Origin of the sequence: Nocardioides plantarum (assembly GCF_006346395.1) — a bacterium.
In the GTDB taxonomy this organism is placed as follows: Bacteria; Actinomycetota; Actinomycetes; order Propionibacteriales; family Nocardioidaceae; genus Nocardioides; species Nocardioides plantarum.
The window spans coordinates 1574944-1599690 of the sequence record NZ_VDMS01000001.1; the positions used below are offsets into that span (position 1 = coordinate 1574944).

At 72.5% G+C, this 24747-nt stretch carries 24 protein-coding genes; 12 read left to right on the forward strand and 12 right to left on the reverse strand.

Annotated elements, in window-relative coordinates; translation table 11 throughout:
- Positions 1 to 25 precede the first annotated feature (25 nt).
- Complete coding sequence (locus FJQ56_RS07400) at positions 26 to 1021, forward strand: sulfotransferase family protein (protein ID WP_140008539.1); 996 nt, start codon at positions 26 to 28, stop codon at positions 1019 to 1021.
- Between the two features lie 131 nt (positions 1022 to 1152).
- Here the strand turns inward: FJQ56_RS07400 and FJQ56_RS07405 are convergent, their stop codons facing one another.
- Positions 1153 to 2070 (reverse strand): hypothetical protein, encoded by a 918-nt coding sequence (locus tag FJQ56_RS07405; protein ID WP_140008540.1) that lies wholly within the window; start codon positions 2068 to 2070, stop codon positions 1153 to 1155.
- A gap of 40 nt (positions 2071 to 2110) precedes the next feature.
- On the reverse strand, positions 2111 to 2599 hold the full coding sequence (locus FJQ56_RS07410; RefSeq protein ID WP_140008542.1) for a hypothetical protein: 489 nt from the start codon (positions 2597 to 2599) through the stop codon (positions 2111 to 2113).
- An 87-nt stretch (positions 2600 to 2686) separates the two neighbouring features.
- On the opposite strand from FJQ56_RS07410, the gene FJQ56_RS07415 reads away from it, so the two are divergent.
- Entirely contained in the window at positions 2687 to 3304 is a 618-nt protein-coding gene (locus FJQ56_RS07415; RefSeq protein WP_140008544.1) for a hypothetical protein, read from the forward strand.
- Between the two features lie 26 nt (positions 3305 to 3330).
- Here the strand turns inward: FJQ56_RS07415 and FJQ56_RS07420 are convergent, their stop codons facing one another.
- The 4 genes from FJQ56_RS07420 to purD form a co-directional block, all read right to left on the reverse strand.
- Positions 3331 to 3894, reverse strand: a complete 564-nt coding sequence (locus FJQ56_RS07420; protein WP_140008546.1) for an antibiotic biosynthesis monooxygenase — start codon at positions 3892 to 3894, stop codon at positions 3331 to 3333.
- A gap of 224 nt (positions 3895 to 4118) precedes the next feature.
- Positions 4119 to 5537: an adenylosuccinate lyase gene (gene purB / locus FJQ56_RS07425; RefSeq protein ID WP_140008547.1), complete on the reverse strand. Its 1419-nt coding sequence runs from the start codon at positions 5535 to 5537 to the stop codon at positions 4119 to 4121.
- Between the two features lie 77 nt (positions 5538 to 5614).
- Positions 5615 to 6175: a Uma2 family endonuclease gene (locus tag FJQ56_RS07430; RefSeq protein ID WP_140008549.1), complete on the reverse strand. Its 561-nt coding sequence runs from the start codon at positions 6173 to 6175 to the stop codon at positions 5615 to 5617.
- A gap of 125 nt (positions 6176 to 6300) precedes the next feature.
- The gene (purD, locus tag FJQ56_RS07435) at positions 6301 to 7554 is read right to left on the reverse strand and encodes a phosphoribosylamine--glycine ligase (protein ID WP_140008550.1); all 1254 of its coding nucleotides are present in this window, start codon (positions 7552 to 7554) and stop codon (positions 6301 to 6303) included.
- Positions 7555 to 7714: 160 nt separating this feature from the next.
- Between purD and FJQ56_RS07440 the strand changes: the two genes are divergently transcribed.
- Together FJQ56_RS07440 and FJQ56_RS07445 are read left to right on the forward strand one after the other, a co-directional pair.
- On the forward strand, positions 7715 to 9949 hold the full coding sequence (locus tag FJQ56_RS07440) for a serine/threonine-protein kinase (protein ID WP_140008551.1): 2235 nt from the start codon (positions 7715 to 7717) through the stop codon (positions 9947 to 9949).
- Entirely contained in the window at positions 9943 to 12246 is a 2304-nt protein-coding gene (locus FJQ56_RS07445) for a protein kinase domain-containing protein (protein ID WP_140008553.1), read from the forward strand. Before FJQ56_RS07440 ends, FJQ56_RS07445 begins: the two co-directional genes overlap by 7 nt.
- Positions 12247 to 12297: 51 nt before the next feature.
- Here FJQ56_RS07445 and FJQ56_RS07450 read toward each other — a convergent pair whose 3' ends face one another.
- On the reverse strand, positions 12298 to 13581 hold the full coding sequence (locus FJQ56_RS07450; RefSeq protein WP_140008555.1) for an adenylosuccinate synthase: 1284 nt from the start codon (positions 13579 to 13581) through the stop codon (positions 12298 to 12300).
- 113 nt (positions 13582 to 13694) lie between these two features.
- Between FJQ56_RS07450 and FJQ56_RS07455 the strand changes: the two genes are divergently transcribed.
- Positions 13695 to 14615 (forward strand): diacylglycerol/lipid kinase family protein, encoded by a 921-nt coding sequence (locus FJQ56_RS07455; protein WP_246084024.1) that lies wholly within the window; start codon positions 13695 to 13697, stop codon positions 14613 to 14615.
- 23 nt (positions 14616 to 14638) lie between these two features.
- Positions 14639 to 16150, forward strand: a complete 1512-nt coding sequence (gene lysS, locus FJQ56_RS07460; protein WP_140008557.1) for a lysine--tRNA ligase — start codon at positions 14639 to 14641, stop codon at positions 16148 to 16150.
- Positions 16151 to 16281: 131 nt separating this feature from the next.
- Here lysS and FJQ56_RS07465 read toward each other — a convergent pair whose 3' ends face one another.
- The 3 genes from FJQ56_RS07465 to fbaA form a co-directional block, all read right to left on the reverse strand.
- The gene (locus FJQ56_RS07465) at positions 16282 to 17316 is read right to left on the reverse strand and encodes a type IV toxin-antitoxin system AbiEi family antitoxin domain-containing protein (RefSeq protein WP_140008559.1); all 1035 of its coding nucleotides are present in this window, start codon (positions 17314 to 17316) and stop codon (positions 16282 to 16284) included.
- Between the two features lie 195 nt (positions 17317 to 17511).
- Positions 17512 to 17928 (reverse strand): DUF3151 domain-containing protein, encoded by a 417-nt coding sequence (locus tag FJQ56_RS07470; RefSeq protein ID WP_140008561.1) that lies wholly within the window; start codon positions 17926 to 17928, stop codon positions 17512 to 17514.
- A 58-nt stretch (positions 17929 to 17986) separates the two neighbouring features.
- Positions 17987 to 19018: a class II fructose-bisphosphate aldolase gene (gene fbaA / locus FJQ56_RS07475; RefSeq protein WP_140008563.1), complete on the reverse strand. Its 1032-nt coding sequence runs from the start codon at positions 19016 to 19018 to the stop codon at positions 17987 to 17989.
- A 66-nt stretch (positions 19019 to 19084) separates the two neighbouring features.
- Between fbaA and FJQ56_RS07480 the strand changes: the two genes are divergently transcribed.
- From FJQ56_RS07480 to FJQ56_RS07500, 5 genes are all read left to right on the forward strand, one after another.
- Positions 19085 to 19597 (forward strand): DUF2867 domain-containing protein, encoded by a 513-nt coding sequence (locus FJQ56_RS07480; RefSeq protein ID WP_140008565.1) that lies wholly within the window; start codon positions 19085 to 19087, stop codon positions 19595 to 19597.
- The gene (locus tag FJQ56_RS07485; RefSeq protein ID WP_140008567.1) at positions 19594 to 20544 is read left to right on the forward strand and encodes a hypothetical protein; all 951 of its coding nucleotides are present in this window, start codon (positions 19594 to 19596) and stop codon (positions 20542 to 20544) included. The genes FJQ56_RS07480 and FJQ56_RS07485 overlap by 4 nt, the downstream gene beginning before the upstream one ends.
- Entirely contained in the window at positions 20541 to 21032 is a 492-nt protein-coding gene (locus FJQ56_RS07490) for a SigE family RNA polymerase sigma factor (protein ID WP_140008569.1), read from the forward strand. The genes FJQ56_RS07485 and FJQ56_RS07490 overlap by 4 nt, the downstream gene beginning before the upstream one ends.
- Before the next feature lie 102 nt (positions 21033 to 21134).
- Positions 21135 to 21890 (forward strand): septum formation family protein, encoded by a 756-nt coding sequence (locus FJQ56_RS07495; RefSeq protein WP_140008571.1) that lies wholly within the window; start codon positions 21135 to 21137, stop codon positions 21888 to 21890.
- Positions 21891 to 21933: 43 nt separating this feature from the next.
- Complete coding sequence (locus FJQ56_RS07500; RefSeq protein ID WP_140008573.1) at positions 21934 to 22680, forward strand: septum formation family protein; 747 nt, start codon at positions 21934 to 21936, stop codon at positions 22678 to 22680.
- 19 nt (positions 22681 to 22699) lie between these two features.
- On the opposite strand, the gene FJQ56_RS07505 is transcribed toward FJQ56_RS07500, so the two are convergent.
- Positions 22700 to 23350 carry a TrmH family RNA methyltransferase gene (locus FJQ56_RS07505; RefSeq protein ID WP_140009752.1) on the reverse strand — a complete coding sequence of 217 codons (651 nt, stop codon included), beginning with the start codon at positions 23348 to 23350 and terminating at the stop codon, positions 22700 to 22702.
- A gap of 97 nt (positions 23351 to 23447) precedes the next feature.
- On the opposite strand from FJQ56_RS07505, the gene FJQ56_RS07510 reads away from it, so the two are divergent.
- Complete coding sequence (locus tag FJQ56_RS07510) at positions 23448 to 24200, forward strand: DedA family protein (RefSeq protein WP_246084025.1); 753 nt, start codon at positions 23448 to 23450, stop codon at positions 24198 to 24200.
- Here FJQ56_RS07510 and pyrE read toward each other — a convergent pair whose 3' ends face one another.
- Positions 24201 to 24737 carry an orotate phosphoribosyltransferase gene (pyrE, locus tag FJQ56_RS07515; protein WP_246084026.1) on the reverse strand — a complete coding sequence of 179 codons (537 nt, stop codon included), beginning with the start codon at positions 24735 to 24737 and terminating at the stop codon, positions 24201 to 24203.
- Positions 24738 to 24747: the final 10 nt, after the last annotated feature.

A 24747-nucleotide genomic window follows, 5' to 3' on the forward strand; every position in this document is an offset into this window, starting at 1 on the left:
ATGTGTTGTGATCTAGTCTTGTTTCATGCCGCGCGACCCCGGACCCGACTTCCTCATCGTCGGAGCGCCCAAGGCCGGCACGACCGCGCTGCACACCGCCCTCACCCAGCACCCCGACGCGTTCCTCACCCGGCCCAAGGAGCCGAAGTACTGGCTCTGCGACGACGCCCCGCCGCCGCACTGGAGCGGCCCCGGCGACCGGCACTCCCAGCAGGAGTGGATCTGGCGGGCACGCGACTACGCCGAGCTCTTCACCGGCGCGCGCGACGACCAGGTGCGCGGCGAGAGCACGCCGTTCTACCTCTGGAGCCGGTCGGCCCACCGCCGCATCGGGGAGGCGCTGCCCGGGGTCAAGATCATCGCCGTCGTCCGCGACCCCGTCGACCGCGCCTACAGCAACTGGATGCACCTGTGGTCCGACGGCCTCGAGCCCGTGGCCGACTTCCGCCGGGCCTTCGAGCTGCAGGACGCCCGTGCCGAGCGCGGCTACGCGCCGTTCTGGCGCTACCGCGAGCTGGGGCTGTACGGCGAGCAGCTCGAGCACCTCCTGCGGCACGTGCCGGCAGAGCAGGTGCTGGTGATGCGCTACCGCGCCCTCGTCGACGAGCCGGCCGTCGCCGTCGACACGGCCTGCCGCTTCCTGGGCATCCGCGAGGGCCAGGTCTCCTCGATCCCCCGCGACAACGCGCGCACGTACGCCGAGCCCGGCTGGCGCACCGCGGCCCTGGGTCCCGTCGTGCGCGCGGGTGCGGCGCTCGGCCAGTTCGTCCCGCCGCAGGTATGGCGGCGGGCCAGCGCACCGCTGGTGGCGCGGCTCAGCGGCCGCGACGGCCACCGCCCCCACCTCGACCCCGCCCAGCGCGCCGAGCTGATCCAGGTCTTCGCCGACGACATCGACCTGCTCTCCCGCCTGACCGGCGAGGACTTCCACGACTGGCTCTCGCCCGTGTCACGCGGGAGCTTCGACGAGCGCGCAGCGGCGGGCGAGGAACGAGCCCGGCGCGTGGCGCGCGAAGGTTGAGCGAGCGACGCGGGTGAGGGACGAACCCGCGTCAGGCGAGTCGAAACCACCGCAGCATCACGCTGACCCGTCGCCCGTGGGCGACGGGTCACCGCGGATTCCATGCTGACCCGTCGCCCATGGGCGACGGGTCAGCGGACGACGGTGACCAGGTCGTGGGCGCCGTCGGGGCGGGCGGCCTCGACGTAGAAGCGAGTGCGCCCGTCGGGCAGCGCGACCGCGGTGGCGTAGCGCCAGGCACCGTCGGAGTCGGGCGAGGCGATCGGGCTGACGGTGTCGTCGGGCACCAGGCGCTCGCCGTCCCACACCGCCAGGCCGGTCGTCTCGTGCCAGTTGGAGGCGGCGTCGGCGCGTCCGTCGTACAGGACGCGCAGGGGGGTGCCGGGCTCGCCGGGGAGGACCGCGGTCACCCGGGCGCCACGCTGGTCCCAGGCACCGGGGCGTCCCACGAGGACCTCGCCGCGGTCGGTCCAGACGAGCCCGTCGGGGCTGGTCAGGTGGCGGGTGGTCATCCGGTCCTCGTGGCCGGGGTCGGCGAGGGGATGGCAGCACAGCCACAGGTCCCACCCGTCGAGACGGTCGGGGTCGTGGGTGATCACGGGGTCCTTGACCGCCACGCCGTGGGCTCCGGGGTCACCGGGCAGCACGACTCGGCGCTCGCCGCCGGGCAGGTCGGCCGGCGTCGCCGCGGTGAGGCTGTCGACCCACCAGTGCTTGGAGTCGTAGGTCGCGCACGAGAGGTAGAGGCGCCACCCGACGCCGGGTACCGGCACGAGCACCGGACGCTCGAACGACTCGCAGCCGAACGCGTCGCGGTGCACCTCGGCGACCGGCTCGAACCGCACGCCGTCGGTCGAGGAGGCCACCACCACGGTGACGCCACGACCCTCGGCGAGCGGGCGACGTACGCGCCAGGTCAGCCAGAACGTGCCGTCGACCAGCACCGCGCTGGCCGCACCCGACCAGTTGCCCGGCCCGGGCCCCGGCGCGGGTACGACGACCTCGGCCCCGTCGGGTGTCGGGAGGGCCGTCGTGCCGAGCGTGCGCATGGGCCCACCTTAGTCGAGCGGGCTGGTCGAGAATCCCGTCTCAGCAGCCGCAGGTGTAGAAGGTGACGTCCCAGTGGTTGCCCTCGTCGGCGTACAGGTTGCCCGAGCCGGCCTTGTAGAGCGGAGCACCGTCGCCGCGCAGGCCCTGGTAGCTGTAGGTGTTGTGGATCCAGTTCGTCAGGCACGTGGTGCGGGCGAAGTCGAACTTGTAGCCGGTCTCGTGGCTGTAGGTGCCGCCGGCGTGGCCGACCTCGGTGCCGCCGGTGATGTTGAGGGCGCAGCCGCTGGCGCTCTTGAGGGTCTTGGCGCCGTCGATGGTGGCCTGGCGGACGCCGGAGAACGACGTGCAGGTCGAGTTGCTCTGCGTCGTACAGCCGCCCGACGACGACCAGGTGATGCCGGCGGCGCTGAGCTGCGCGGCCGCGTCGGCCTGGGTGACGGCCGAGGCGGCCCCGCCCGTGAAGATCAGCCCGGCCAGTCCGGCGACGAGCGCGGCGAGCAGCGTGGTGGTCCGAGAGAGAGTGGTCATGGCCTCACGCTTACACGAGGGACCGCCCACTGGCATCGGGGAAGACCCTCGCGTCCGGGCCCGGAGGATGGATGGCAGCATGTGGCCATGCCGGAGCCCGCAGAGGACGTCCACGCCCGCGCCGTCGCCGCCGCCGGGGAGTCCGGCCGGCTCCCGGCGTCCGCCGTCTCGGACTGGGAGGTCTTCCCCTGGGAGGCCGAGGACGGCGCCGTCGTCCCCGCGCGGTTGCGCGCCCCGGCCGACGAGCCGCCGCGGTGGGGCGAGTCGCCCGACAAGCCCTGCGGCGCCTGCGCGGGCTTCGACCCCGACCGGGTGGTCTGGGAGGACGACGTCTGGGTGCTGACCCACCACGGCGCACCGTCCGGGATGCCGCTCGTGCTCGTCCTCCACACCCGCGAGCACCTCGACATGGGCGAGCTCGACGACGACCAGGCCTCCCAGCTCGGCCGCATCACCAACCGCCTGGTGCGGATCATCGAGAACCTCCCCCACATCGGTCGCGTGCACGTCGACCGGTGGGGTGACGGCAGCGCCCACTTCCACCAGTGGTTCTTCGCGCGCACCGCGCGGCTCCCGCAGATCATGGGCTCCTACGCCGTCGAGTGGGACGACATCCTGCCGCCGGGCCCCGAGGACGTCTGGCGCGCCGACCTGCACCTCGTCGCCACCAAGCTCGCCAACTGGGGCGGCGACGCGCGGGCCTGACCCCCGCCGTACGGCGGTGGGCCGGGTCAGCCGGCGGGCTGCAGCCACCACTGCAGCCGGCGCGTGATCCACGGCAGCAGCACGTAGGTCATCAGCGGGGTCATCACGAGCACGGTGACCAGCACGCGCAGCGGCAGCAGGACGTCGCCGAGCAGCTCACGACCGGCGTAGTTGGCCAGCACGCTGAGCGGGAAGAACACGATGAAGATCGTGACCGCCTGCTTCCAGCGGGGCGGTGGCGTGGGCGCGGACGCGCCGGACTCCAGCACCGTCGAGGACGGCACGTCGAACCAGCCCTCGATGCCGGAGCGCTTCTCCACCCGTGCCTCGACGACGCCGAGACCCGAGGCGGCCGAGCGCCACCACGCGCGCTGCGGCGAGTGCTCCCACTGGTCGAGCGACTGCTGGTCGGCGAAGCGGTAGAGCATGTGCCACTCCTCCGACGCGGACTCGGTGCGCACCCAGCCCGCACCGAGGAACCCCGGGAACTTCTCGGCCAGGGAGATGCCGGCGTTGAGCCAGCTCATCATCTCGGGCTCGTGGCCGTTGGGGAGGTGTCGCGTGATCGCGACGGTCACGGGGGCGTTCATGGCTCCATCGTCCCGTGTCGTGCGACCCGGTCACCGTCCCCGGCGTGAGTGATCGCTCACGCCGGGGACGTCCAGCCGGGCTCAGGCCAGGCGCGCGGGCGTAGCCGAGGATCGCGTCGGCGTGGTCGGCGTACAGAGCGCGGAAGGCCCGCTCTCGGTCAGGGGTCATGCCCCGCTCATGTCCGGCACCCCGCCGAGCGTTGCACCGCCAGGTGTGGCGAGTGCTAGAGAATCGCGCCCGGCGAGTACGCCGCCGCCCGCGGGTGCCGCTGGGCCACCTCGGCGACCAGGCGGCAGACGGCCTGGGTCTGGGCGACCGCGGCACCGGTGAAGGTGATCGGGTCGGCGACGAGGCTGGCCAGCTGGTCGGCGGTGAGACCGAGGCGCTCGTCGGCGGCCAGCTTGGCGAAGACGTCGTTGTCGGCCTGGCCCTGGCGCATGGCCAGGGCGGTGCCGACGGCCGCCTCCTTGATCGCCTCGTGGGCGGCCTCGCGGCCGACCCCGTTGCGCACCGCGGCCATCAGCACCTTGGTGGTGGCCAGGAACGGCAGGTAGCGGTCGAGCTCGCGCTGGATGACAGCGGGGAACGCGCCGAACTCGTCGAGCACGGTGAGGAAGGTCTGGAACAGCCCGTCGGCGGCGAAGAACGCGTCGGGCAGCGCGACCCGGCGCACGACGGAGCAGGAGACGTCGCCCTCGTTCCACTGGTCGCCGGCGAGCTCGCCGACCATCGAGAGGTAGCCGCGGGTGACGACCGCCAGGCCGTTGACCCGCTCGCAGGAGCGGGTGTTCATCTTGTGGGGCATCGCCGACGAGCCGACCTGGCCCTCCTTGAAGCCCTCGGTGACGATCTCGTTGCCGGCCATCAGCCGGATCGTGGTGGCGAGGTTGGACGGTCCGGCCACCAGCTGCACCACGGCCGACAGCACGTCGAAGTCGAGGCTGCGGGGATAGACCTGCCCGACGCTGGTGAGCACCCGGTCGAAGCCGAGGTGGGCGGCCACGCGGCGCTCGAGGTCGTCGAGCTTGTCGGCGTCGCCGTCGAGGAGGTCGAGCATGTCCTGCGAGGTGCCCATCGGACCCTTGATGCCGCGCAGCGGGTAGCGGGCCAGCAGCTGCTCGACCCGCTCGACGCCGATCAGCATCTCGTCGGCGACGGTCGCGAAGCGCTTGCCGAGGGTGGTCGCCTGGGCCGCGACGTTGTGCGAGCGCCCGGCCATCACGGTGGTCTCGTGCTCGGCGGCCAGCCGGGCCAGCCGGGCCAGGGTGGCCACGGCGCGGTCGCGCAGCAGCTCGAGCGACTGCTTGACCTGCAGCTGCTCGACGTTCTCGGTCAGGTCGCGGCTGGTCATGCCCTTGTGGACGTGCTCGTGACCGGCGAGGGCGCCGAACTCCTCGATGCGCGCCTTGACGTCGTGACGGGTGATCCGCTCACGCGCGGCGATGCTGGCCAGGTCGACCTCGTCGACGACGTCCTCGTAGGCCTCGACCACGCCGTCCGGCACGTCGACCCCCAGGTCGCGCTGGGCCTTGAGCACCGCGATCCACAGCTGCCGCTCGAGCACGATCTTGTGCTCGGGCGACCAGATCTCGGCGAGGTCGGCGCCGGCGTAGCGGGTGGCCAGGACGTTGGGGACGGTCACCTGCCCATTCTCCCGCCGGGATAGTCCCTGACGTAAATCAAGGTCTCGCGCCGCAATTCCTTGATCTACGTCAGGGACTATCCCGACGGCGGGACCGGGACGACGTCGCGCAGGTCGAGCGGCACCGTGCCGTGGGCGCCGACCACGACCTCACCGGTCGGGGTCGCCTCGTCGAGGCGCAGGACCCGCTCCCAGTCGCCACCGGCCGCCTCGAAGACGTCGATCGCATGGGCCTCGGGGTCGACGATCCAGTACTGGAGGATCCCCGCGGACAGGTATTCGCGCGACTTTCGCATCGTGTCCTCCGAGCGGGTGCTCGGGGAGAGCACCTCGACCACGAGGACGGGCGTCTGGGTCACCCACCGGCCCTCCGGCCTGCGGTCGACGACCATCAGGTCGGGCGCGCGGACCCGGTTGCGCGGCAGGTGGACGCCGACCTCGGTCACGGTCCGCAGGTCGGGCAACGCCGTACGGAGAGCGACCATCAGACCTCCGACAGCCTCACCGTGGTCGAACGACACCGGCGGGCTCACCACGACCTCGCCGTCGACCCACTCGGCCTTCGGCTTCTCGGGGAGCAGGAGGTAGTCGTCCCACGACATGCGCAGTCGCTGCAGGCCGTGCTCGGCGACGGACATCGCAGCTCCCAGGATCGGCTCGGACACATCGGTGCTCCCTCCAGTGTGGACCCGCGAACAGGTCGGAGCCACCCTGGCGCAGGTCACCGACGGCGACCGACGGTCATCTACAGCCCCCGCAGCGGTCAGATGCCCGCCGCGATGTCGGTGCGGTGCTGGGCGCCGTCGAAGGAGACCGCCGCGACGCCGTCGTACGCCGCCGCGCGGGCCTCGGCGACGGACCCGCCGGTCGCGATCACGGCCAGCACGCGGCCGCCCGCGGTGACCAGGTCGCCCGAGGCCGAGAGGTCGGTGCCGGCCTGGATCACGTGCACGCCGTCGACCTTCTCGGCGGCGGCGATGCCGGTGATGACGTCGCCGGCCGACGAGGTGGCGGGGTAGCCGGCCGAGGCCAGCACGACCGCGACCGCGGCGCCGGGCTTCCAGGTCGGGGGCGGTACATCGGCCAGGGTGCCGGTGGCGGCGCCGAGCAGCAGCGGGAGCAGGGGCACGTCGAGGAGGGCCAGCAGGGGCTGGGTCTCGGGGTCGCCGAAGCGGGCGTTGAACTCGATGACCCGCACGCCGCGCGAGGTGAGGGCGAGCCCGGCGTACAGCAGGCCCGTGAAGGGGGTTCCCCGGCGCGCGAGCTCCTCGACGGTCGGCTGGAGCACGTCGCGCAGGACCTCGTCGACGAGGCCGGCAGGCGCCCAGGGCAGCGGCGTGTAGGCGCCCATGCCGCCGGTGTTGGGCCCGGCGTCACCATCGCCGATGCGCTTGAAGTCCTGGGCGGGCTGCAGCGGGTAGACGGTGCACCCGTCGGCCTCGCGATAGCTGCACAGCGCGAACAGCGACACCTCGGGACCGTCGAGGAACTCCTCGATCACGACCCGCTCGCAGCCGGCGGCGTGGGCCAGCGCCTCCTCGCGGGAGTCGGTGACCACCACGCCCTTGCCGGCGGCGAGCCCGTCGTCCTTGACGACGTACGGCGCCCCGAGCTCGTCGAGCGCAGCCGCGGCCTCGTCCGGTGTCGTGCACACCCGCGCCGCCGCGGTCGGGACACCGGCCGAGGCCATCACGTCCTTGGCGAAGGCCTTCGACCCCTCCAGCCGGGCGGCGGCGCCGCTCGGACCGAAGACCGGGATGCCGCGGGCGGTGACCGCGTCGGCCACGCCGGCGACCAGCGGCGCCTCGGGCCCCACGACGACCAGGTCGGCGCCGAGCACCTCGGCCAGGGCGGCCACCGCCTCGCCGTCGAGCGGGTCGACGTCGTGGAGCGTGGCGACCGCCGCCATCCCGGGGTTGCCGGGGGCACAGTGCACCTCGCTGACGCCGGGGTCGAGGGAGAGCGCCCGGGCGAGTGCGTGCTCGCGGCCACCGGTGCCGATCACGAGGGTCTTCACGGGTCGGCAGCCTAGAGGGCCCGCGGTGGGGCCGGGCAGCCGCACGAGTCGCGACGTCGCCGGGTCACGCCGAGGCACCCCGGGACACGCTGGGGCACAATGTGCCGCGATCGGCCCCGTCCGGGGAGTCGAAACGCACCCGGCGGGGAAGGGACCAGCCATGGCGCTCCCCCAGGTCGGTCAGGTCTTCGGCCGCTACCGCATCGACGACGTGATCGGGCGCGGCGGCATGGGCGTCGTCCTCGGCGCCACCGACACCGGTCTCGGGCGCCGCGTCGCGCTCAAGGTGGTGGCCGCCGACCTCGGCGGCACCGACGAGTTCCGGGCCCGGTTCGAGCGCGAGGCAGCGACCCTCGCCCGCCTCGCCTCGTCCCACGTCATCGCGATCTACGACTACGGCACCCAGGACGACTGCCCCTACATCGCCACGCAGTACGTCGCCGGCGGCGACCTCGGGGCCCTCCTGCACGACCGCGGTCCGATGACCCCCGCCGACGCGCTGCGGGTGTGCGCCCAGGTCGCCGACGCGCTCGACGACGCCCACCGGGTCGGCGTCGTGCACCGCGACGTCAAGCCGACCAACGTGCTGGTGCGCGACCGCGAGGCCGACGAGCCCCACGTCTACCTCTGCGACTTCGGCATCGCCCGCACCGGAACCGACGGCCTGACCGCGGTCGGCGCCGTCGCCGGCACGTGGAGCTACCTGGCCCCCGAGAACGGCCGCGGGGTCCCGGCCACGACCTCCTCCGACCTCTACGCCCTCGGCTGCCTGCTCTGGGCCTGCCTGACCGGGCACCCGCCCTACCGCGGCACCGACGTCGCCATCGCCCTGGCCCACCAGCGCGACCCCGTGCCCCAGCTCCCTGGCGACTCGACCCTCGTGGCGGCCGTCAACGAGATCCTGCGCCGGGGCATGGCCAAGGACCCCGCCGACCGCTATCCCGACGCCGCCGCCTTCCGGCTCGCGCTGCTCGCCGCCGCCGACCTGCCCGGCTCCGGCACGAGCCTGCCCGTCGTGCTCGACGACCCGACCGTCCTGCCCCACACCGGCGTACGACCCCCGTCGACCCCCGCCCCGTCCGGTAAGCCGAGCGTGCCGCCCACGTGGCGCCCCCCGTCGTACCCACCCGCCCAGCCGACACCCACCGGCCCACCCACCGGACCGGCCGGGGACCGCCGGGGCCGCGGCCGCCTCGTGGTCGCCGCGGTCGCCGCCCTCGTCCTGCTCGGTGGGGGCGCGACGGCCTTCGCGCTCACCCGGGGCGGCGACGAGCCGGACCCGAGCCCCACGGCCGGCCCGACGGACGCTGCGCCGTCGTCCGGGACCACCGACCCGACCGGCACGCCCTCCCCGGGTGCCGACCTCACGGGACCCATCACCGGCGACCTCGACGGCGACGGGCTCGGCGACCTGAGCTTCGACTACGACCCGGCCGACGGCAGCACCCTGCTGAGCACGACGTGGCGGTCGGACAGGACGGAGTTCGTCGGCGAGGACACCGTCGAGCTCGGCCCGCGCAAGGGACTGCCGACCTGGCGGCTGCGCGGCGACCTCGACGACGACGACACCGAGGACGTCCTGACCTTCCGGCAGCCGCAGGGCAAGGGCCCGACCGCCGTCACCGCCTCCCTCAGCGGCGGTGGCGAGGTCGACACCGAGCTCGACACCACGGGCGCCGCCAGCGGCAACGACGCCCTGGCCGACCTCGACGGCGACGGCGACGACGACCTGCTCCACCTCGAGCTGGTGGACAAGAGGATCGTGCTGTCGACCCGCACGTTCGACGGCACCACGTTCGGCCCCCAGGAGGAGCGGCTGACGCTCGACGACGACCCGCAGTACCTCTGGGTCCGCGCCGGCGACTTCGACGGCGACGACAAGGTCGACCTCGCGACGCTGGTGCTGAGCGACACGCCCGACAACGGCTACGACGGGGTGGTCGACATCCGGCTCGGCGACGGCGAGGGCGGGTTCGCCGAGCCGGTCAGCTCGTCGGTGTCCTCCGCCTCCGGCAACCTGTCCCTGCTCGCCGGCGACGTCGACGCCAGCGGCGACGACGAGCTCGTCGTCCTCGACGCCGACCTCCGCCTCGTCGTGCTCGAGGTGTTCGACCTCACCGACGGCACGATCACCACCGACGGCAACGCCGGCAGCGTCCGCTACATCAACACGGCCCCGGTCGCGTTCTCGATGAGCGACGTCAACGGCGACCGCCGCGACGACGTCGTCGCCTTCGGCCTGCAGAAGACCGGGGGCACGGCCCGGGTCCAGGTCGCCGTGGCCAACGGCGCCACCTTCACCAGCAGCCGCTGGCTGGCCTGGGACCGACGCTTCGCCGCCCGAGACAACGCAGACACCCAACGCTTCGAGATCCTGGAGGACGCACGATGGTGACCCCCACCGCCCCGCCCCCTGCCCCCGGTTCCGACTTCGGGCCCTACCGCATCGACTCCGTCATCGCGACGGGTCGCACCGGCGTGCTCTACCTCGCGACCGACCAGCGCCTCGGGCGCCAGGTCGCCCTCAAGGTGGTCGTCGGGTCGCTCGCGGCGTCGCCCGAGTTCGTCGACCGCTTCCAGCGCGAGGCCGCCACCCTGGCCCGGCTCGAGTCGCCCCACGTCGTCCAGGTCTTCGACCACGGTGTCCAGGACGGCCTGCCGTTCATCGCCACCCAGTACGCCGCCGGCGGCGACCTGGGCGCGCTGGTGGGCCGCCTGGGACCCATGCCGCTGCCGCTCGCCGCCCAGGCCGCCTCCCAGGTGGCCGAGGCCCTGCGCGACGCCCACCGCGCCGGCGTCGTGCACCGCAACCTCAAGCCCAGCAACGTGCTGCTGCGCGACGACCGGCTCGACCGGATCCACGTGCTGGTCTGCGACTTCGGGGTCGGGCCCACCGAGGGCAGCGCCGCGACCGAGCCCGCCTCGGCCGCCGGCGCCTGGAACTACCTCGCCCCCGAGCGCCTCCAGGGACAGCCCGGCTCGGAGTCGGCCGACGTCTACGCCGTCGGGTGCCTGCTTCACGAGACCGTCACCGGCCGCCCGCCGTACGCCGGGACCGACGTCGAGGTCGCGATGGCCCACCTGGACGGGCCCGTGCCGCAGCTCCCCGGCAGCGACGACGCGACCCGGCGGCTCAACCAGATCCTGTCGCGGGCCCTGGCCAAGGACCCCGCCGAGCGCTACGAGTCGGCGTCCGCGCTGCGCGACGACCTGCGATCGTTCGCCGGCATCCTGTCCTCGCCCGCCTCGCCGTCCTCGCCCCCTGCCCCGCCGGTACCGGCCGGCCCGCCGCCCGGCCACGCGGCGCCGACGATGGCGCCGACCGGGCCCCCACCGCCGGCGTACCAGTCGGCGAGCTTCCCCCCGGCCCCGCCGTACGGCCCGGGTGGCCCGGGTGGGCCGGGTTCCCCGGGTGGCGGTAAGGGCTCCAGCAGGAAGCCGCTGGTCCTGGTGGCGGCGGCGGTCGCCCTGCTGCTGGTGATCGGCGTGGGGGTCGCGGTCGCGGTGAGCTCCGGCGACGACGACGAGCCCCAGGCCGACCCGAGCAACCCTGCTGCCCCCACCAGCCAGAGCGACCCGAGCTCCTCCGGCGTCCCCGACCCGACCGGGCCCCCCGACCCGACCCAGCCGACGGAGTCGACCGATCCGGGCGAGCCGATCGTCCCCGACACCTCCGGACCGGTCGCCGGCGACATCGACGGCGACGGCAAGGGCGACCTGTCGTTCCTGACCTTCGACGGCCTGCAGACGCTGCCGTCCACCGGCGCGAAGTTCGGCGAGATCAAGCGGCGCGGCAACCTCTCCGGCACCTCCGCCGTCCTGGGCGACGTCGACAACAACGGCCGGCTCGACGTGGTGCGCATCTCCGGCGAGCCGCCCCGGTTCTCGGCCATCACCTCGATCAAGGGCGCCCCGATCTCGCCGCTGAAGACGCCCGCCAACCGCGACCTGACCTCGGCGCTCGACTACCCCGTCGTCCTCGGCGACGTCTCGGGCGACGGCAACCTCGACCTGATCGTGTTCACCCCGCTGAGCGCGTCCAGGTCGCAGGTCGACGTGGCCCTCGGTGACGGCAAGGGCGCCTTCGCCGCGACCAAGACCTGGTTCTCCGGCGACGCCGGCGAGACCGAGGGCGGCACGCTCCTCGTGGTCGACGCCGACGACGACGGCACCAACGACCTCGTCCGCGTCACCTTCGGCCGGGCCACCGACAACAGCCCGCAGGCCATCCTGCTGAAGTCCGACGGATCCGCGGCGTTCACCGTCACGGGCGAGCCGACGACGGTCGACGCGGCCGGCTTCGCGGTGGGCACCGTGGTGGCCGGCGACTTCGACGGAGACGGTGCCGACGAGATCGCGGGGACGACCGCCGACGCCCGCAAGGTCAACGTCTGGTCGTGGAACGGCACGACGTTCGACCAGACACCCTGGTACGACGACTCCGACAGCTTCGACCAGCTGCCGATCACCCCCAGCGACGTCACCGTGAGCGACGTCGACGGCGACGGGTTCGACGACATCGTCGTGCTCGGAGCCCGCCGCGAGGACTTCACGCCCTTCGTCGACAAGGTCTACCTGAGCGACGGACGCGCCTTCACGCCCGACGAGAAGTGGCGCCGCTCGACGGTCCTGCAGGGCAAGCGCAACACCAGCATCATCCCGCTGGGCCCGGTGACCAACACCAAGCTCTGAGCCCGGCCGGCGTGCCCGGTCGGGCAGCCGGCCGGGCCGCCGTCGCAGCCGTCAGAGCAGCTCGTGCCGCACGATGGTGGCGGCGCGGGACGGGCCGACCCCGACGACGGAGATCCGCGCGCCCGACATGGCCTCGACGGCCTCGACGTAGGCCCGGGCGTTGGCGGGCAGCTCCTCGAAGGTGCGGCACTCGGAGATGTCCTCCCACCAGCCGGGGAGGTAGTCGTAGATCGGGACGGCGTGGTGGAAGTCGCTCTGGTTGACCGGCATCTCGTCGTGGCGCACGCCGCCGACGTCGTAGGCCACGCACACGGGGACCTGCTCGAGGCCGGTGAGCACGTCGAGCTTGGTGAGCACGAAGTCGGTGACGCCGTTGACCCGCGCGGCGTAGCGGGCGATGACGGCGTCGTACCAGCCGCAGCGGCGCGGACGGCCGGTGGTGGTGCCGTACTCGGCGCCGGTCTTGCGCAGGTGCTCGCCGGCGTCGTCGAACAGCTCGGTCGGGAACGGGCCCTCGCCGACACGGGTCGTGTAGGCCTTGACGATCGCGATGACCTGGTCGAGGCGCATCGGCGGGATGCCGGAGCCGGTGCAGGCCCCGGCGGCCGTGCACGAGCTCGACGTCACGAACGGGTAGGTGCCGTGGTCGACGTCGAGCAGCGTCGCCTGACCGGCCTCCAGCAGCACGGTCTCGCCGGCGTCGAGGCGCTGGTTGAGGAACAGACCGGTGTCGCACACCATGGGCGCGAGGCGCTCGGCGTAGGCGAGGAGCTCCTGGACGATCTCCTCGATCTCGGGCGCGCGGCGGTTGTAGATCTTGGTCAGCACCTGGCCCTTGAGGTCGAGGGCGCCCTCGACCTTCTTGCGCAGGATGCTCTCGTCGAAGAGGTCCTGGACCCGGATGCCGATGCGGTTCATCTTGTCGGCGTACGTCGGCCCGATGCCGCGTCCGGTGGTGCCGAGGCGACGCGAGCCGAGGAACCGCTCGGTCACCTTGTCGACGGCCTTGTTGTAGCTCGGGATGACGTGGGCGTTGGCGCTGACCTTGAGCCGGCTCACGTCGACCCCGCGGGCGGTGAGGGCGTCGAGCTCCTCGAACAGCACCTCGACGTCGATGACGACGCCGTTGCCGATGACGGGGGTGACGTTGGGCGACAGGATGCCGCTCGGCAGCAGGTGCAGGGCGTACTTCTCGTCACCGATCACCACGGTGTGGCCGGCGTTGTTGCCGCCGTTGAACTTCACGACGTGGTCGACGCGGCTGCCGAGCAGGTCGGTCGCCTTGCCCTTGCCCTCGTCGCCCCATTGGGCACCGATGATGGCGATCGCGGGCATGTGCCAACTCCCAAGCTGTGAGAAAACGGAAGGAACCCCGGGCAACAGCACCGGGGCTCTTGCGTCGGTACGTTACCAAAGCCGGGTCACGGGCCGTGAGTTACGTTGCGTGCGTGGACCCCCTCCTCGTGATCACCAACTCCGGCGCCGGCACCCACGACGAGGAGAATCTCGAACGGGCCCTGGCGGTGCTGCGACCGCACACCTCGGTCGAGGTCGAGGCGACGTCGGAGCCGGGTGAGCTCGACGGGGTCCTGCACCGCGCCGGCTCGCGCACCATCGTGATCGCCGGCGGCGACGGGTCCCTGCACGCGGTCATCTCGGCGCTGCACCGGCGCAACGACCTCGGCCGCAACGTGCTGGCCCTGCTCCCCCTCGGCACCGGCAACGACTTCGCCCGCAACCTCGGCCTCCCGCTCGACGTCGAGGCCGCCGCCCAGGTCATCGTCGACGGCACCCCGCGACCGATGGACCTCATCGTCGACGAGGTCGGCCAGATCGTGGTCAACAACGTCCACGTCGGCGCCGGTGCCGCCGCCAGCCGGCGGGCCCACCGGTGGAAGGGGCGGCTGCACAAGGTCGGCGTCGGCAAGGTCAACCTCGGCAAGCTCGGATACCCCATCGGTGCCGCCATCACCGCCTACAACCCGCCGGTCATCCGGCTGCGCGTCGAGGTCGACGGCAAGGTCGTCACCGACCTCGACACCCAGGTCCTCCAGGTCGCCGTCGGCAACGGCTCGTCGGTCGGCGGCGGCACCGAGCTGATCCCCGACGCCGAGCCCGACGACGGCCGGCTCGACGTGATGGTCTCGCGCGCGACCGGCCCCGTCGCACGCCTGCGGTACGCCGCCCGCCTCGCGATGGGCACGCACCCCGAGCACGCCGAGGTCGACTACCTGCACGGCCGGTCGGTCACCGTCACCGGCGAGGAGTTCTGGATCAGCGCCGACGGCGAGCTCTACGGTCCCGAGCGGCACCGGTCCTGGCGACTGCAGCGGGCGGCGTACTCGATGGTGCTGCCGGTATCCCACTAGCGCGGTCTCGATAGCGTGGCGCCATGAGTGACGACCCCGCTGCCCCGGCCGACACCACGGCCGACGACGACCTGTCGCAGGAGGCCGTGCGCCGCGAGAAGCGCGAGCGGCTGCTCGCCGACGGCCTCGAGGCCTACCCCGTCGCCGTACCCCGCACCCACACGCTGGCCGAGGTCCGCAGCCGCTGGGCCAACCTCGAGACCGGCGAGGAGACCCAGGACGTCGTGGGCGTCGCCGGGCGCGTCATGTTCGTGCGCAACACCGGCAAGCTCTGCTTCGCCACGCTGCAGGAGGGCATCGGGACCCGCCTGCAGGTGATGCTCTCGCTGGCCGAGGTGGGCGAGGAGGCGCTCGAGGCCTGGAAGCGCACCGTCGACCTCGGCGACCACGTCTTCGTCGAGGGGCGCGTCATCTCCTCGCGCCGCGGCGAGCTGTCGGTGATGGCGTCGTCGTGGCAGATGGCGTCCAAGGCGCTGCGGCCGCTGCCGGTGCTGCACAAGGACCTGTCGGAGGAGGCGCGCGTCCGCCAGCGGTACGCCGACCTGATCGTGCGCCAGGAGGCGCGTGACATGGTGCGGCTGCGCTCGGCGATCACCCGCGCCGTACGCACCACGCTCGAGCGGCAGGGCTTCCTCGAGATCGAGACCCCCGTGCTCCAGCTGGTCCACGGCGGCGCCAACGCCCGGCCGTTCCACACCCACCACAACGCGTTCGACCAGGACATGACCCTGCGGATCGCGCTCGAGCTCAACCTCAAGAAGGCGGTCGTCGGTGGCGTCGACCGCGTCTTCGAGCTGGGCCGGATCTTCCGCAACGAGGGCGCCGACTCCTCGCACTCCCCCGAGTTCACCATGCTCGAGGTCTACGAGGCCTACGGCGACCAGCACACGATGGCCACCTTGATGCGCGACATGTTCCTCGCCGCCGCCGACGCCATCGGCTCGCGCCGGGTCGAGACCGAGCACGGGACCATCGACCTCGACGCCGAGTGGGCGTGGCTCCCGGTCTACGACGGGGTGTCGGCCGCGGTGGGCCGCGAGGTCACGCCGTCGACGTCCGCCGACGAGCTGCGGGCGCTGGCGGCCGAGCACTCGGTCGAGGTCGACCCCGCCTGGGACGCCGAGAAGCTCGTCCTCGAGCTGCTCTCCGAGCTCGTCGAGCCGACCCTGATCCAGCCGACGTTCCTGTGCGACTACCCGCCCTCGGCCCAGCCGCTGGCCCGCCCCCACCGCTCCAAGCCCGGCCTGATCGAGGCCTGGGACCTCATCATCGGCGGCGTCGAGCGCGGCACCGCCTTCTCCGAGCTCGTCGACCCGGTCATCCAGCGCTCGGTGCTCGAGGCGCAGTCCCTCCTGGCCGCCGGCGGCGACGCCGAGGCGATGCAGGTCGACGAGGACTTCCTGCGCGCCCTCGAGTACGGCGCCCCGCCCATGGGCGGCCTCGGCCTCGGCATGGACCGGATGATCATGTTCTTCACCGGCGTCGGCATCCGCGAGACCATCCTGTTCCCGCACCTGCGGCGCGAGACTCGCTGATCGGCCTGGGTCGGCAGGCTTGTTACTGACCGTTCGGACTTCTGGCATGCGCGTTGAAGCGCATGGAAGCAGTCCGAACGGTCAGTAACAACCCCGGTTCCAAGTTCCCCTCGACTCAGAGCCAGCCCCGCTCACGCCCGGTCCCGCCATCCCTGCTCCAGCCGGATCCGTGCGGCCTCGGCAGCGAGTCGCGGGTGCAGGTCCGCGCCGTGGCGCCTCTCGGTGGCGGCGTACTCGGTGCGCAGTCGGCGAAGAGCCTCGGAGCGGCGGTCACCCCAGAAGTCCTCGTAGAGGAGCTCGGACAGACCCAGGTCCTCGGCTCGGATGAGCCGGGACCGCTTCTTCTCGTCCCAGACGACCTCGGCGACCGGCCGCTGCGCGACACCGCCCTCGGCAGCCGTCTGGTACTTGATCTTGCCCTGCACCTCGAACACGTGGTTGCCGACGCGCAGGTCGCACCACCGGACGCGGCCCTCGAGTCGCAGCGGGAACTGGACGTCGACCGGACCCACGCCGAGCTCCTCGACCAGGTCGCGGCCCAAGGTCTCGGCCAGGCTCTCGGCGCGACCGTCGGCGCGACCGATGACCGAGCGGACCGTGACGATGCCCGGCCAGTAGGTCATGGACAGGCACGCCTCGAGCAGTGCGCTGCGGGCGACGCCCTGCCTCAGTGCCCAGTCGCAGGCGACGAGCCCGGGGAGCTCGCCGTGCTGGCGAGCGATGTCGACCGCCGTCCGAGCCACGTCGAGGTGACGGAAGCCCTCGCGGCTCGTCACGACCTGACCGGACTGGAAGCGGGCGTAATGGTGCGAGACGCCGGCGCGGGTCCACGCGCTGGTGAATCCGGGACGGGTGACGTGCACCAGACTCTCCGCCGGCCGGATCAGCGGCATCTCGAGCTCGAACGCCGACGAGTCGTGGCTGAGCACCCAGGCGCGATCGAGCTGGAGCAGCGCCGCGCGGATGCGCAGGAGGGGACGACCGCGGAACTCGTCGAGCGATCGCCACAGCTCGCCGTCGGCGTACACCCCGCGGCGCAGGATGACGAGCGACTCGTCCTTCACCAGGGCCGTGATGCGAGACGGAGTCAGGCCGGTGTCGAGGACCTGGGCGCGCTGGACCAGTCCCCCTTGGGCAGCGAGCTGCTGGGCGAGGGGTGCGAACATGCCAACGACGGTCCCGTCGCCGTACGCCGGACAAACCAGGCGGCCCCGCGCCTGTGGACGGCCGCGTGGGGGTGCTGCGGTGGGGCTTGCCGAAGCTGGATTGTTACTGACCGTTCGGACTTCTGGCATGCGCGTTGAAGCGCATGGAAGCAGTCCGAACGGTCAGTAACATGCCCGGCCCGCCGCCACTAGACGTCAGGCCAGCAGCTCGGCGTACGCCGTGGGGCTGGCGTCGCGCAGGAACTCGGAGCAGCGCACCCACTCCTCGTCCTCCCCGATGGCGCGGGCGGCCTTGGCGAGCAGGGAGAGGCAGACCAGGAAGCCGCGGTTGCCCTCGTGCTCCCACGGGACGGGGCCGTGGCCCTTCCAGCCGTTGCGGCGCAGGAGGTCGAGGGAGCGGTGGTAGCCGACGCGGGAGTAGGCGTAGATGACGACGGCGTCGGCCTCGGCCGCGACCGACTCCGAGGCGAGCGCGGCCCAGGCGACCGGGGAGGCGGGGAAGGCGCGCACGGCGTCGACCGGCGAGGTGCCGGAGGACAGGGCGTCGGAGGCGGGGTCGGGGGGCAGGTGGGTCGGCGGGGGGCCGGCCATCAGGTCGTTGAAGGAGCTCATGCCTCCACTATGACGGGCCCCTCGCGGCCGGTCCGCCCCGCCCGCGCAGCCCGCCCGCTCAGCCCAGCGACTTGCCCGAGGAGCGCAGGTGCTCGCACGCCTCGACGACGCGCGCGGCCATGCCGGCCTCGGCGGCCTTGCCCCAGGCACGGGGGTCGTAGACCTTCTTGTTGCCGACCTCGCCGTCGATCTTGAGCACGCCGTCGTAGTTGGCGAGCATGTGGCCGGCGACCGGGCGGGTGAAGGCGTACTGGGTGTCGGTGTCGACGTTCATCTTGACCACGCCGTAGTCGAGTGCCTCGGCGATCTCCTCGGGCGAGGAGCCCGAGCCGCCGTGGAAGACGAGGTGGAACGGCTTGCTGCCCTCGTCGAGCCCGAACTCCTGGACGACCGCGGCCTGCGCGTCCCGCAGGACCGAGGGCCGCAGCTTGACGTTGCCGGGCTTGTAGACGCCGTGCACGTTGCCGAAGGTGAGCGCGGTCATGTAGTAGCCCTGCTCGCCGTAGCCCAGCGCCTTGGCGGTGGCGATCGCGTCCTCGGGCGTGGAGTAGAGCTTGTCGTTGATCTCGGCCTCGACGCCGTCCTCCTCGCCGCCGACGACCCCGACCTCGATCTCGAGGATGATCTTGGCGGCGATGCACTTCTCGAGCAGCTCGGCCGCGATCGCGAGGTTGTCGTCGAGGGGGACCGCGGAGCCGTCCCACATGTGGGACTGGAAGAGCGGCGCCTGGCCGGCCTTGACCCGCTCGATCGACAGGTCGAGCAGGGGGCGGACGAAGCCGTCGAGCTTGTCCTGGGGGCAGTGGTCGGTGTGCAGGGCGATGTTGACGGGGTAGTTCTTGGCGACCTCGGCGGCGTACGCCGCGAAGGCGACCGAGCCGCTGACCATGTTCTTGACCTGCGGGCCGGAGAGGTAGTCGGCGCCGCCGGTGGAGACCTGGATGATGCCGTCGCTGCCAGCCTCGGCGAAGCCCGCCAGGGCCGCGTTGAGCGTCTGCGAGGACGACACGTTGATGGCCGGGAACGCGTAGGCGGCGCCCTTGGCGGCATCGAGCATCTCGGCGTACTTCTCGGGGGTCGCGATAGGCATGCCCGAAACCTTAATCGCATCCGCCGACATCGGCGCCGGTCGATCAGCCCCGCGTAGCCTCGCGGCATGCGCCGCGCCCGGACCCTGCACACCTCGCGACGCTCCGCCGTCGTCCCGCTCGGCCCCGCCGCGACGTGGGACGTCGTCGCCAGCGGCCGGAGCGGACACCGGTGGTACGTCGACGCCGCACCCCTCGTCGTACGCCGCTGGATCGACCGCCTGGCGCTCGGCCCCGCGCTGCGCCGCGAGCCGCCCGGCCGCCCGCTGCTGGCGGCCGGCGACGAGGTCGGGTTCTGGAAGGTCACCGACGCCGACCGGGCGACCCGACACCTGGTGCTGGTGGCGCAGGTGCGCTCCCCGGGGCGGGTGACCCTCGAGGTCCGCGCCCGCCCCCACCACGAGGGCACCGAGGTCGAGCTCAGCGTCACGCTCAGCCCGCGCGGTCTGGTCGGGCGTGCCTACGAGCTCGTCGACCTGCCGGCGCGCGAGGCCGTGAGCGAGCTGCTGATGCTCCACCTGCTGACGATTCTCCGACGGCATGACAACCCCGGGGCCGCAGGGACCGTAGACCAGGTGTGAACGACACTCCCCCGTCTGACGGCCTCCGGGACCTGCTCGACTCCTCCTTCGGCGACGGCCCGGCCCATCGACCGCTCGACCAGGCGCTGGCCGGCGGGCGGCGTCGGCTGCTGCTGCGCCGGATCGCGTCCGGCGTGGCCGGGGTGGCGGTCGTGGGGGTGATGACGACGTCCGTCGCGCTCCTGGCCGGGGGGTCGCAGCCCTCTGCCGGCACCGACCCGGCGGCCTCGAGGTCCCCGAACCCCGGTGCCACGGACTGCCAGGACCTCGTCCCCGACTCGGACTGGTCCATGAGCTGGGACGACTCGTCGTCCTCGAGCGGCTCCGGATCAGCCTCGACGAGCACGACGGGTCCTGCCACTCACGCGCCCTCGCCGGGCACCGAGGAGCAGCCCCCTGCCTACGGGAGCGAGCTGTCGCTCGGTCCCACCGAGGTCCCCACCTACGCATCGACGTCCGTGCCGGGGATCGAGGACATTCCCGAGGAGTGCCTCGAGCTCTTCACCACGACGGCGGGCACCTCCTCCTCGACGACCGGCTCGGTCTCGGAGCGTCACGGGCGCTCGGGCGACCTGGGAGCCGACGTCGACCTCGACAGCCACGGACGCCTGCACCACGCTGCCGGCGTCACCATCGAGCGCACGATCGACAACCCGCTCGACTGGACCGCGCCCGACCACTCGGCCGCGGTCGAGCTCAGCGTCGACGGCGAGCCCACCTGGGCGCTGCTGACCTTCGTCAGGCTGACCGACGGCTGCGGCTCCTGGACGACCTCCACCGCCTCCCCTCTCGAGGGCGAGAGCCTGGAGGACTGGGTGGCCGAGCGCCGGCAGGACGTCGAGGCCGACGGGGCCCACGAGGCCGATGGGGCCAGCTGCTCCTCCTCGGTCACCTCGACCCGGGGCACGTCGAGCCAGCCCGAGCCCGCAGCGGAGCCGACCCCATGAGCACCACCCGCGACGCCGAGTTCACCGAGTTCGTCACGGCCCGCCAGACCCACCTGCGCCGCATCGCGTACGCCGTCTGCGGCGACTGGAACCGCGCCGACGACGTCCTGCAGACCGCGCTCACCAAGCTGTACGTCGCGTGGCCGCGACTGCGCCGAGACGGGCGCGAGGAGGCCTACGTGCGCCAGATCATCGTGCGGACCGACATCGACGAGCACCGACGGCCGTCGCGGCGCGAGCAGCCGGGGCTCGACGGTCACGACGGCGCAGCCCGTGCGGAGCTCCCGGTCGAGGAGCGCAGCGCGCTGTTCGACGCCCTCCAGGCGCTCCCGGTGATGCAGCGCAAGACGGTGGTGCTACGGCACTGGCTGGGGCTGTCGGTCGAGGAGACGGCCGCCGAGCTCCGCATCTCGACGGGCACCGTCAAGAGCCACACCTCGCGCGCGATCGCGGCTCTCCAGGTCGGGCTCAGCAGCAGCGAGGTCTGAGACGCCAGTCACCTTCGTACGACGATCGCGCGGTTCGGCTGCGCGGGTCGGCGGTCCTCACTTACGGTCCGCTCAATCCCGGACCGACCTGAAGGACATCTCGTGACCCGCTCCCCCCTGCGCGCCCTCCTCGGCGCGCTGCTCGCCGCTGCCGTCACCGGCTCGGTGCTCACCGCCTCGATCACCTCGCCCGCTGACGCGGCGACCCCCCAGCCCGAGGTCGGCGACTGCCACTCGCTCACCCTTGCCGAGTCGGAGTACGTGACCGACCCCGACCCCCGGACCTCCTGCGAGCGTAAGCACACCTCGCGCACCTTCGCCGTCAAGACGGTGAAGGCCTCGGCGTTCCGCGACAACGACACGATCCTGTCGACCAGCGTGCGGGTCTGCAGCCCGGCCTTCGCCCGGGCCACCTCGGCCTCGGAGAACACCCGCGAGATGTCGGCCTACAGCTACTCCTTCTTCGCCCCCACCAAGGCCCAGATCAAGGCCGGCGCGCGCTGGATCCGCTGCGACATCGTGCTGCGCGGCGGCACCAGCCTGCTCGCCCTGCCCACCGACGACGAGCCCGCCCTCACCACCGCCAAGCTGCCGTCGAGCGTGGCCAAGTGCCTGCAGCTCACCGACACGGCCTACCGCATCACGGCCTGCACGGTGCGCCACAACTACCGCGCCCGCGGGACCGTCAAGGTCGCCGGCGACGACTACCCGGGACGCGGGCACCTGAACCGCATCGCCCGCAGCCGCTGCCCCGGCGTCGCCGGGACGAAGTACTGGTACGCCCACTGGCCGAGCAAGGTCGGCTGGCAGGTCGGCGGCGAGCGACGCATCGTCTGCTTCGGCTACACCAGCAACTAGCCACCAGCCCCCACCACCAGCCACCCGATCTCAAGGACATCTCGTGACCCGCTCCCCCCTGCGCGCCCTCGTCGGCGCGCTGCTCGCCGCCGCCGTCACCGGCTCGGTGCTCACCGCCTCCCTCACCTCGCCGGCTGACGCCGCGACTCCCAAGCCCGAGGTCGGCGACTGCCACTCGCTCACCTACGTCGAGAGCCGCCAGGCCAGCGACACCGACCCGCGGATCTCCTGCGAGCGCACGCACACCTCGCGCACCATCGCGGTGAAGAACCTCCCGGGCTCGTCGTTCCACGACGCCACGACGCTCGCCAAGGCGGGCTACCGCGCCTGCGCGCCCGCGCTCGCCACCGAGCTGGGCAGCTCGGCCTCGGCGCGCGCCCAGTCGGCGTACGACTTCGTCTACTTCGCCCCGACGAAGGCGGAGATCAAGGCCGGTGCCCGCTGGGTCCGCTGCGACGTCGTGCTGGTCGGCGTCAAGACCTTCCTGGCTCTCCCGGCCGCGAAGACGCCGGCGCTGGGCGCGGCGCCCCACACCGCCAGGCTCGCCCGGTGCATCCGGGCCACCAGCAAGGCCGTCGACTTCACGGCCTGCAGCACCACGCACAACTACCGAGCCCAGGGCACCGTGACGGTCTCCGGCTCGAAGTACCCCGCCCGCAGCCGCTTCCTCAAGATCGCGGCCCAGCGCTGCCCCGCCATCGCCGGCGAGGGGTCGTACTCGAGCTGGCCGAGCCAGTGGGGCTGGGTGCTCGGCAAGGAGCGCCAGCTGGTCTGCTACGGCCGCGACTGACGGTCGAACCCGCTAGCCACTAGCCCCGCCAGGCGTCGCCGCCGAGGTCGGCGTGCACCCGGATCCACGAGTGCATGGCGATCGCGGCGGCGGCCGAGGCGTTGATCGAACGGGTCGAGCCGAACTGCGCGATCGAGAACGTCCCGGCGCACACCTCCCGCGCCCCGTCGGAGAGGCCCGGTCCCTCCTGCCCGAACAGCAGGCAGGTCCGGCGCGGCAGCACCGTCGTCTCGAGCGGCTGGGAGCCGGGCAGGTTGTCGATGCCCCAGAGCGCGGTCGGCTCCGCCAGCGTGTCGAGGTACGCCGCCAGGTCGGCGACCGTGGGGTGGTGGCGCACGTGCTGGTAGCGGTCGGTCACCATCGCGCCGCGCCGGTTCCAGCGTCGCTCCCCGACGATGTGGACCTCGGCGGCCAGGAACGCGTTGGCGGTGCGCACGATGGTGCCGATGTTGAAGTCGTGCTGCCAGTTCTCGATCGCGACGTGGAAGTCGTGGCGTCGGGTGTCGAGGTCGGCGCGGATCGCGTCCATCGTCCAGTAGCGGTAGCGGTCGACGACGTTGCGCCGGTCGCCCTCGGCGAGCAGCGCGGCGTCGTACACCTCGCTGCCCGGTCCGCTGGGCCAGGAGCCCGACCAGGGGCCCACCCCGACCTCCACCGGTCCGTGCGGCATCGGGTCGTAGGGGGCCCTCACCTCAGGGTCACCGGCCCGGGTGCTCTCAGGGTCGGTCGCCGCCACGGCCGCACCTTACGGGAGGTACCGTTGGGGAGTGGTGATCCCCGGTGTGGCCGAGCTGACCCCGATGCTCCTGGGGATCAAGTGGCTCGATCCCGAATGGCTGCAGCACGAGTACGGCTCGGCGTTCATCTGGATCGCGCTCGGCATCGTGTTCGTCGAGTGCGGCCTCTTCTTCCCGTTCCTGCCGGGTGACACGCTGCTTTTCGCCCTGGGGCTGTTCATCGCCGGCAGCGACGCCACCGGCTACTCGGTGTTCGGCATCAGCAACGAGCCCGTCGAGCTGGTGATCGCGATGCTGCTGCTCACCGTCTCGGCGTTCGCAGGCAACGTCGCCGGCTACGAGATCGGCCGCAAGCTCGGGCCCCCGCTCTACGAGCGCAACGGCCGCATCCTGAAGAAGAAGTACTTCGACAACACCAGCGCCTTCTTCGAGAAGCACGGCAGCAAGGCCCTGGTCATCGGCCGGTTCGTGCCGTTCGTGCGCACCTACATCACCGTCGTCGCCGGGGTCACCCAGATGGAGCGCCGTCGCTTCTTCGTGTGGAGCGCGATCGGGGCGGTGCTGTGGATCCTGTCGATCACGCTGCTCGGCTACTTCCTCGGTGCGGCGTTCCCGTGGCTCGGCAACAACATCGACTACGTCACGGTCGCGATCCTCGCGTTCACCGTGGTGCCGCTGGTCTACGAGTGGTTCAAGCACCGCCACCACCAGGACGACCACCACGACGACCACCAGGTCGCCGACCCGATCGCCGACGAGTTCCCCGGGACCGTCGAGGCCTGATCAGCCCCGGGCCACCGCGTCGAGGTCGGCGCGGGTGAGCACGGCACGCACCTCGAGGCCGACGTCGGCCAGCGGGTTCTCGCCCTCGGGCGAGCGGTCGATCGCGCACACGACGACCTCGACGATCGCGCCGCCCTCGCGCAGCGCCCGGGTGGCGTCGCGCACGGCGCCGCCGGTGGTGATGACGTCCTCGATCAACGTGACCCGCCTGCCGTCGTACGACGGGCCCTCGGCGAGCTTGGCCGTGCCGTAGGTCTTGGCCTCCTTGCGCACGAAGAGCGCGGGGGTGCCGGTGATGCCCGAGACCGAGGTGGCCAGCGGGATGCCACCCATCTCGAGGCCGCCGAGCAGGTCGGTGTCATGGGGGACGAGCTGGATCATCTCGCGCGCGACGCGCGCCAGCAGGAGCGGATCGGCCTCGAAGAGGTACTTGTCGAAGTAGGTGTCGGAGACCTGCCCGGAGCGGAGCGTGAACTCCCCCGTCAGGCGGCACGTGGCGTCGATGTCGGCAGCGAGCGAGTCGTCCGTGGTGGTCACGCCTGAGAGG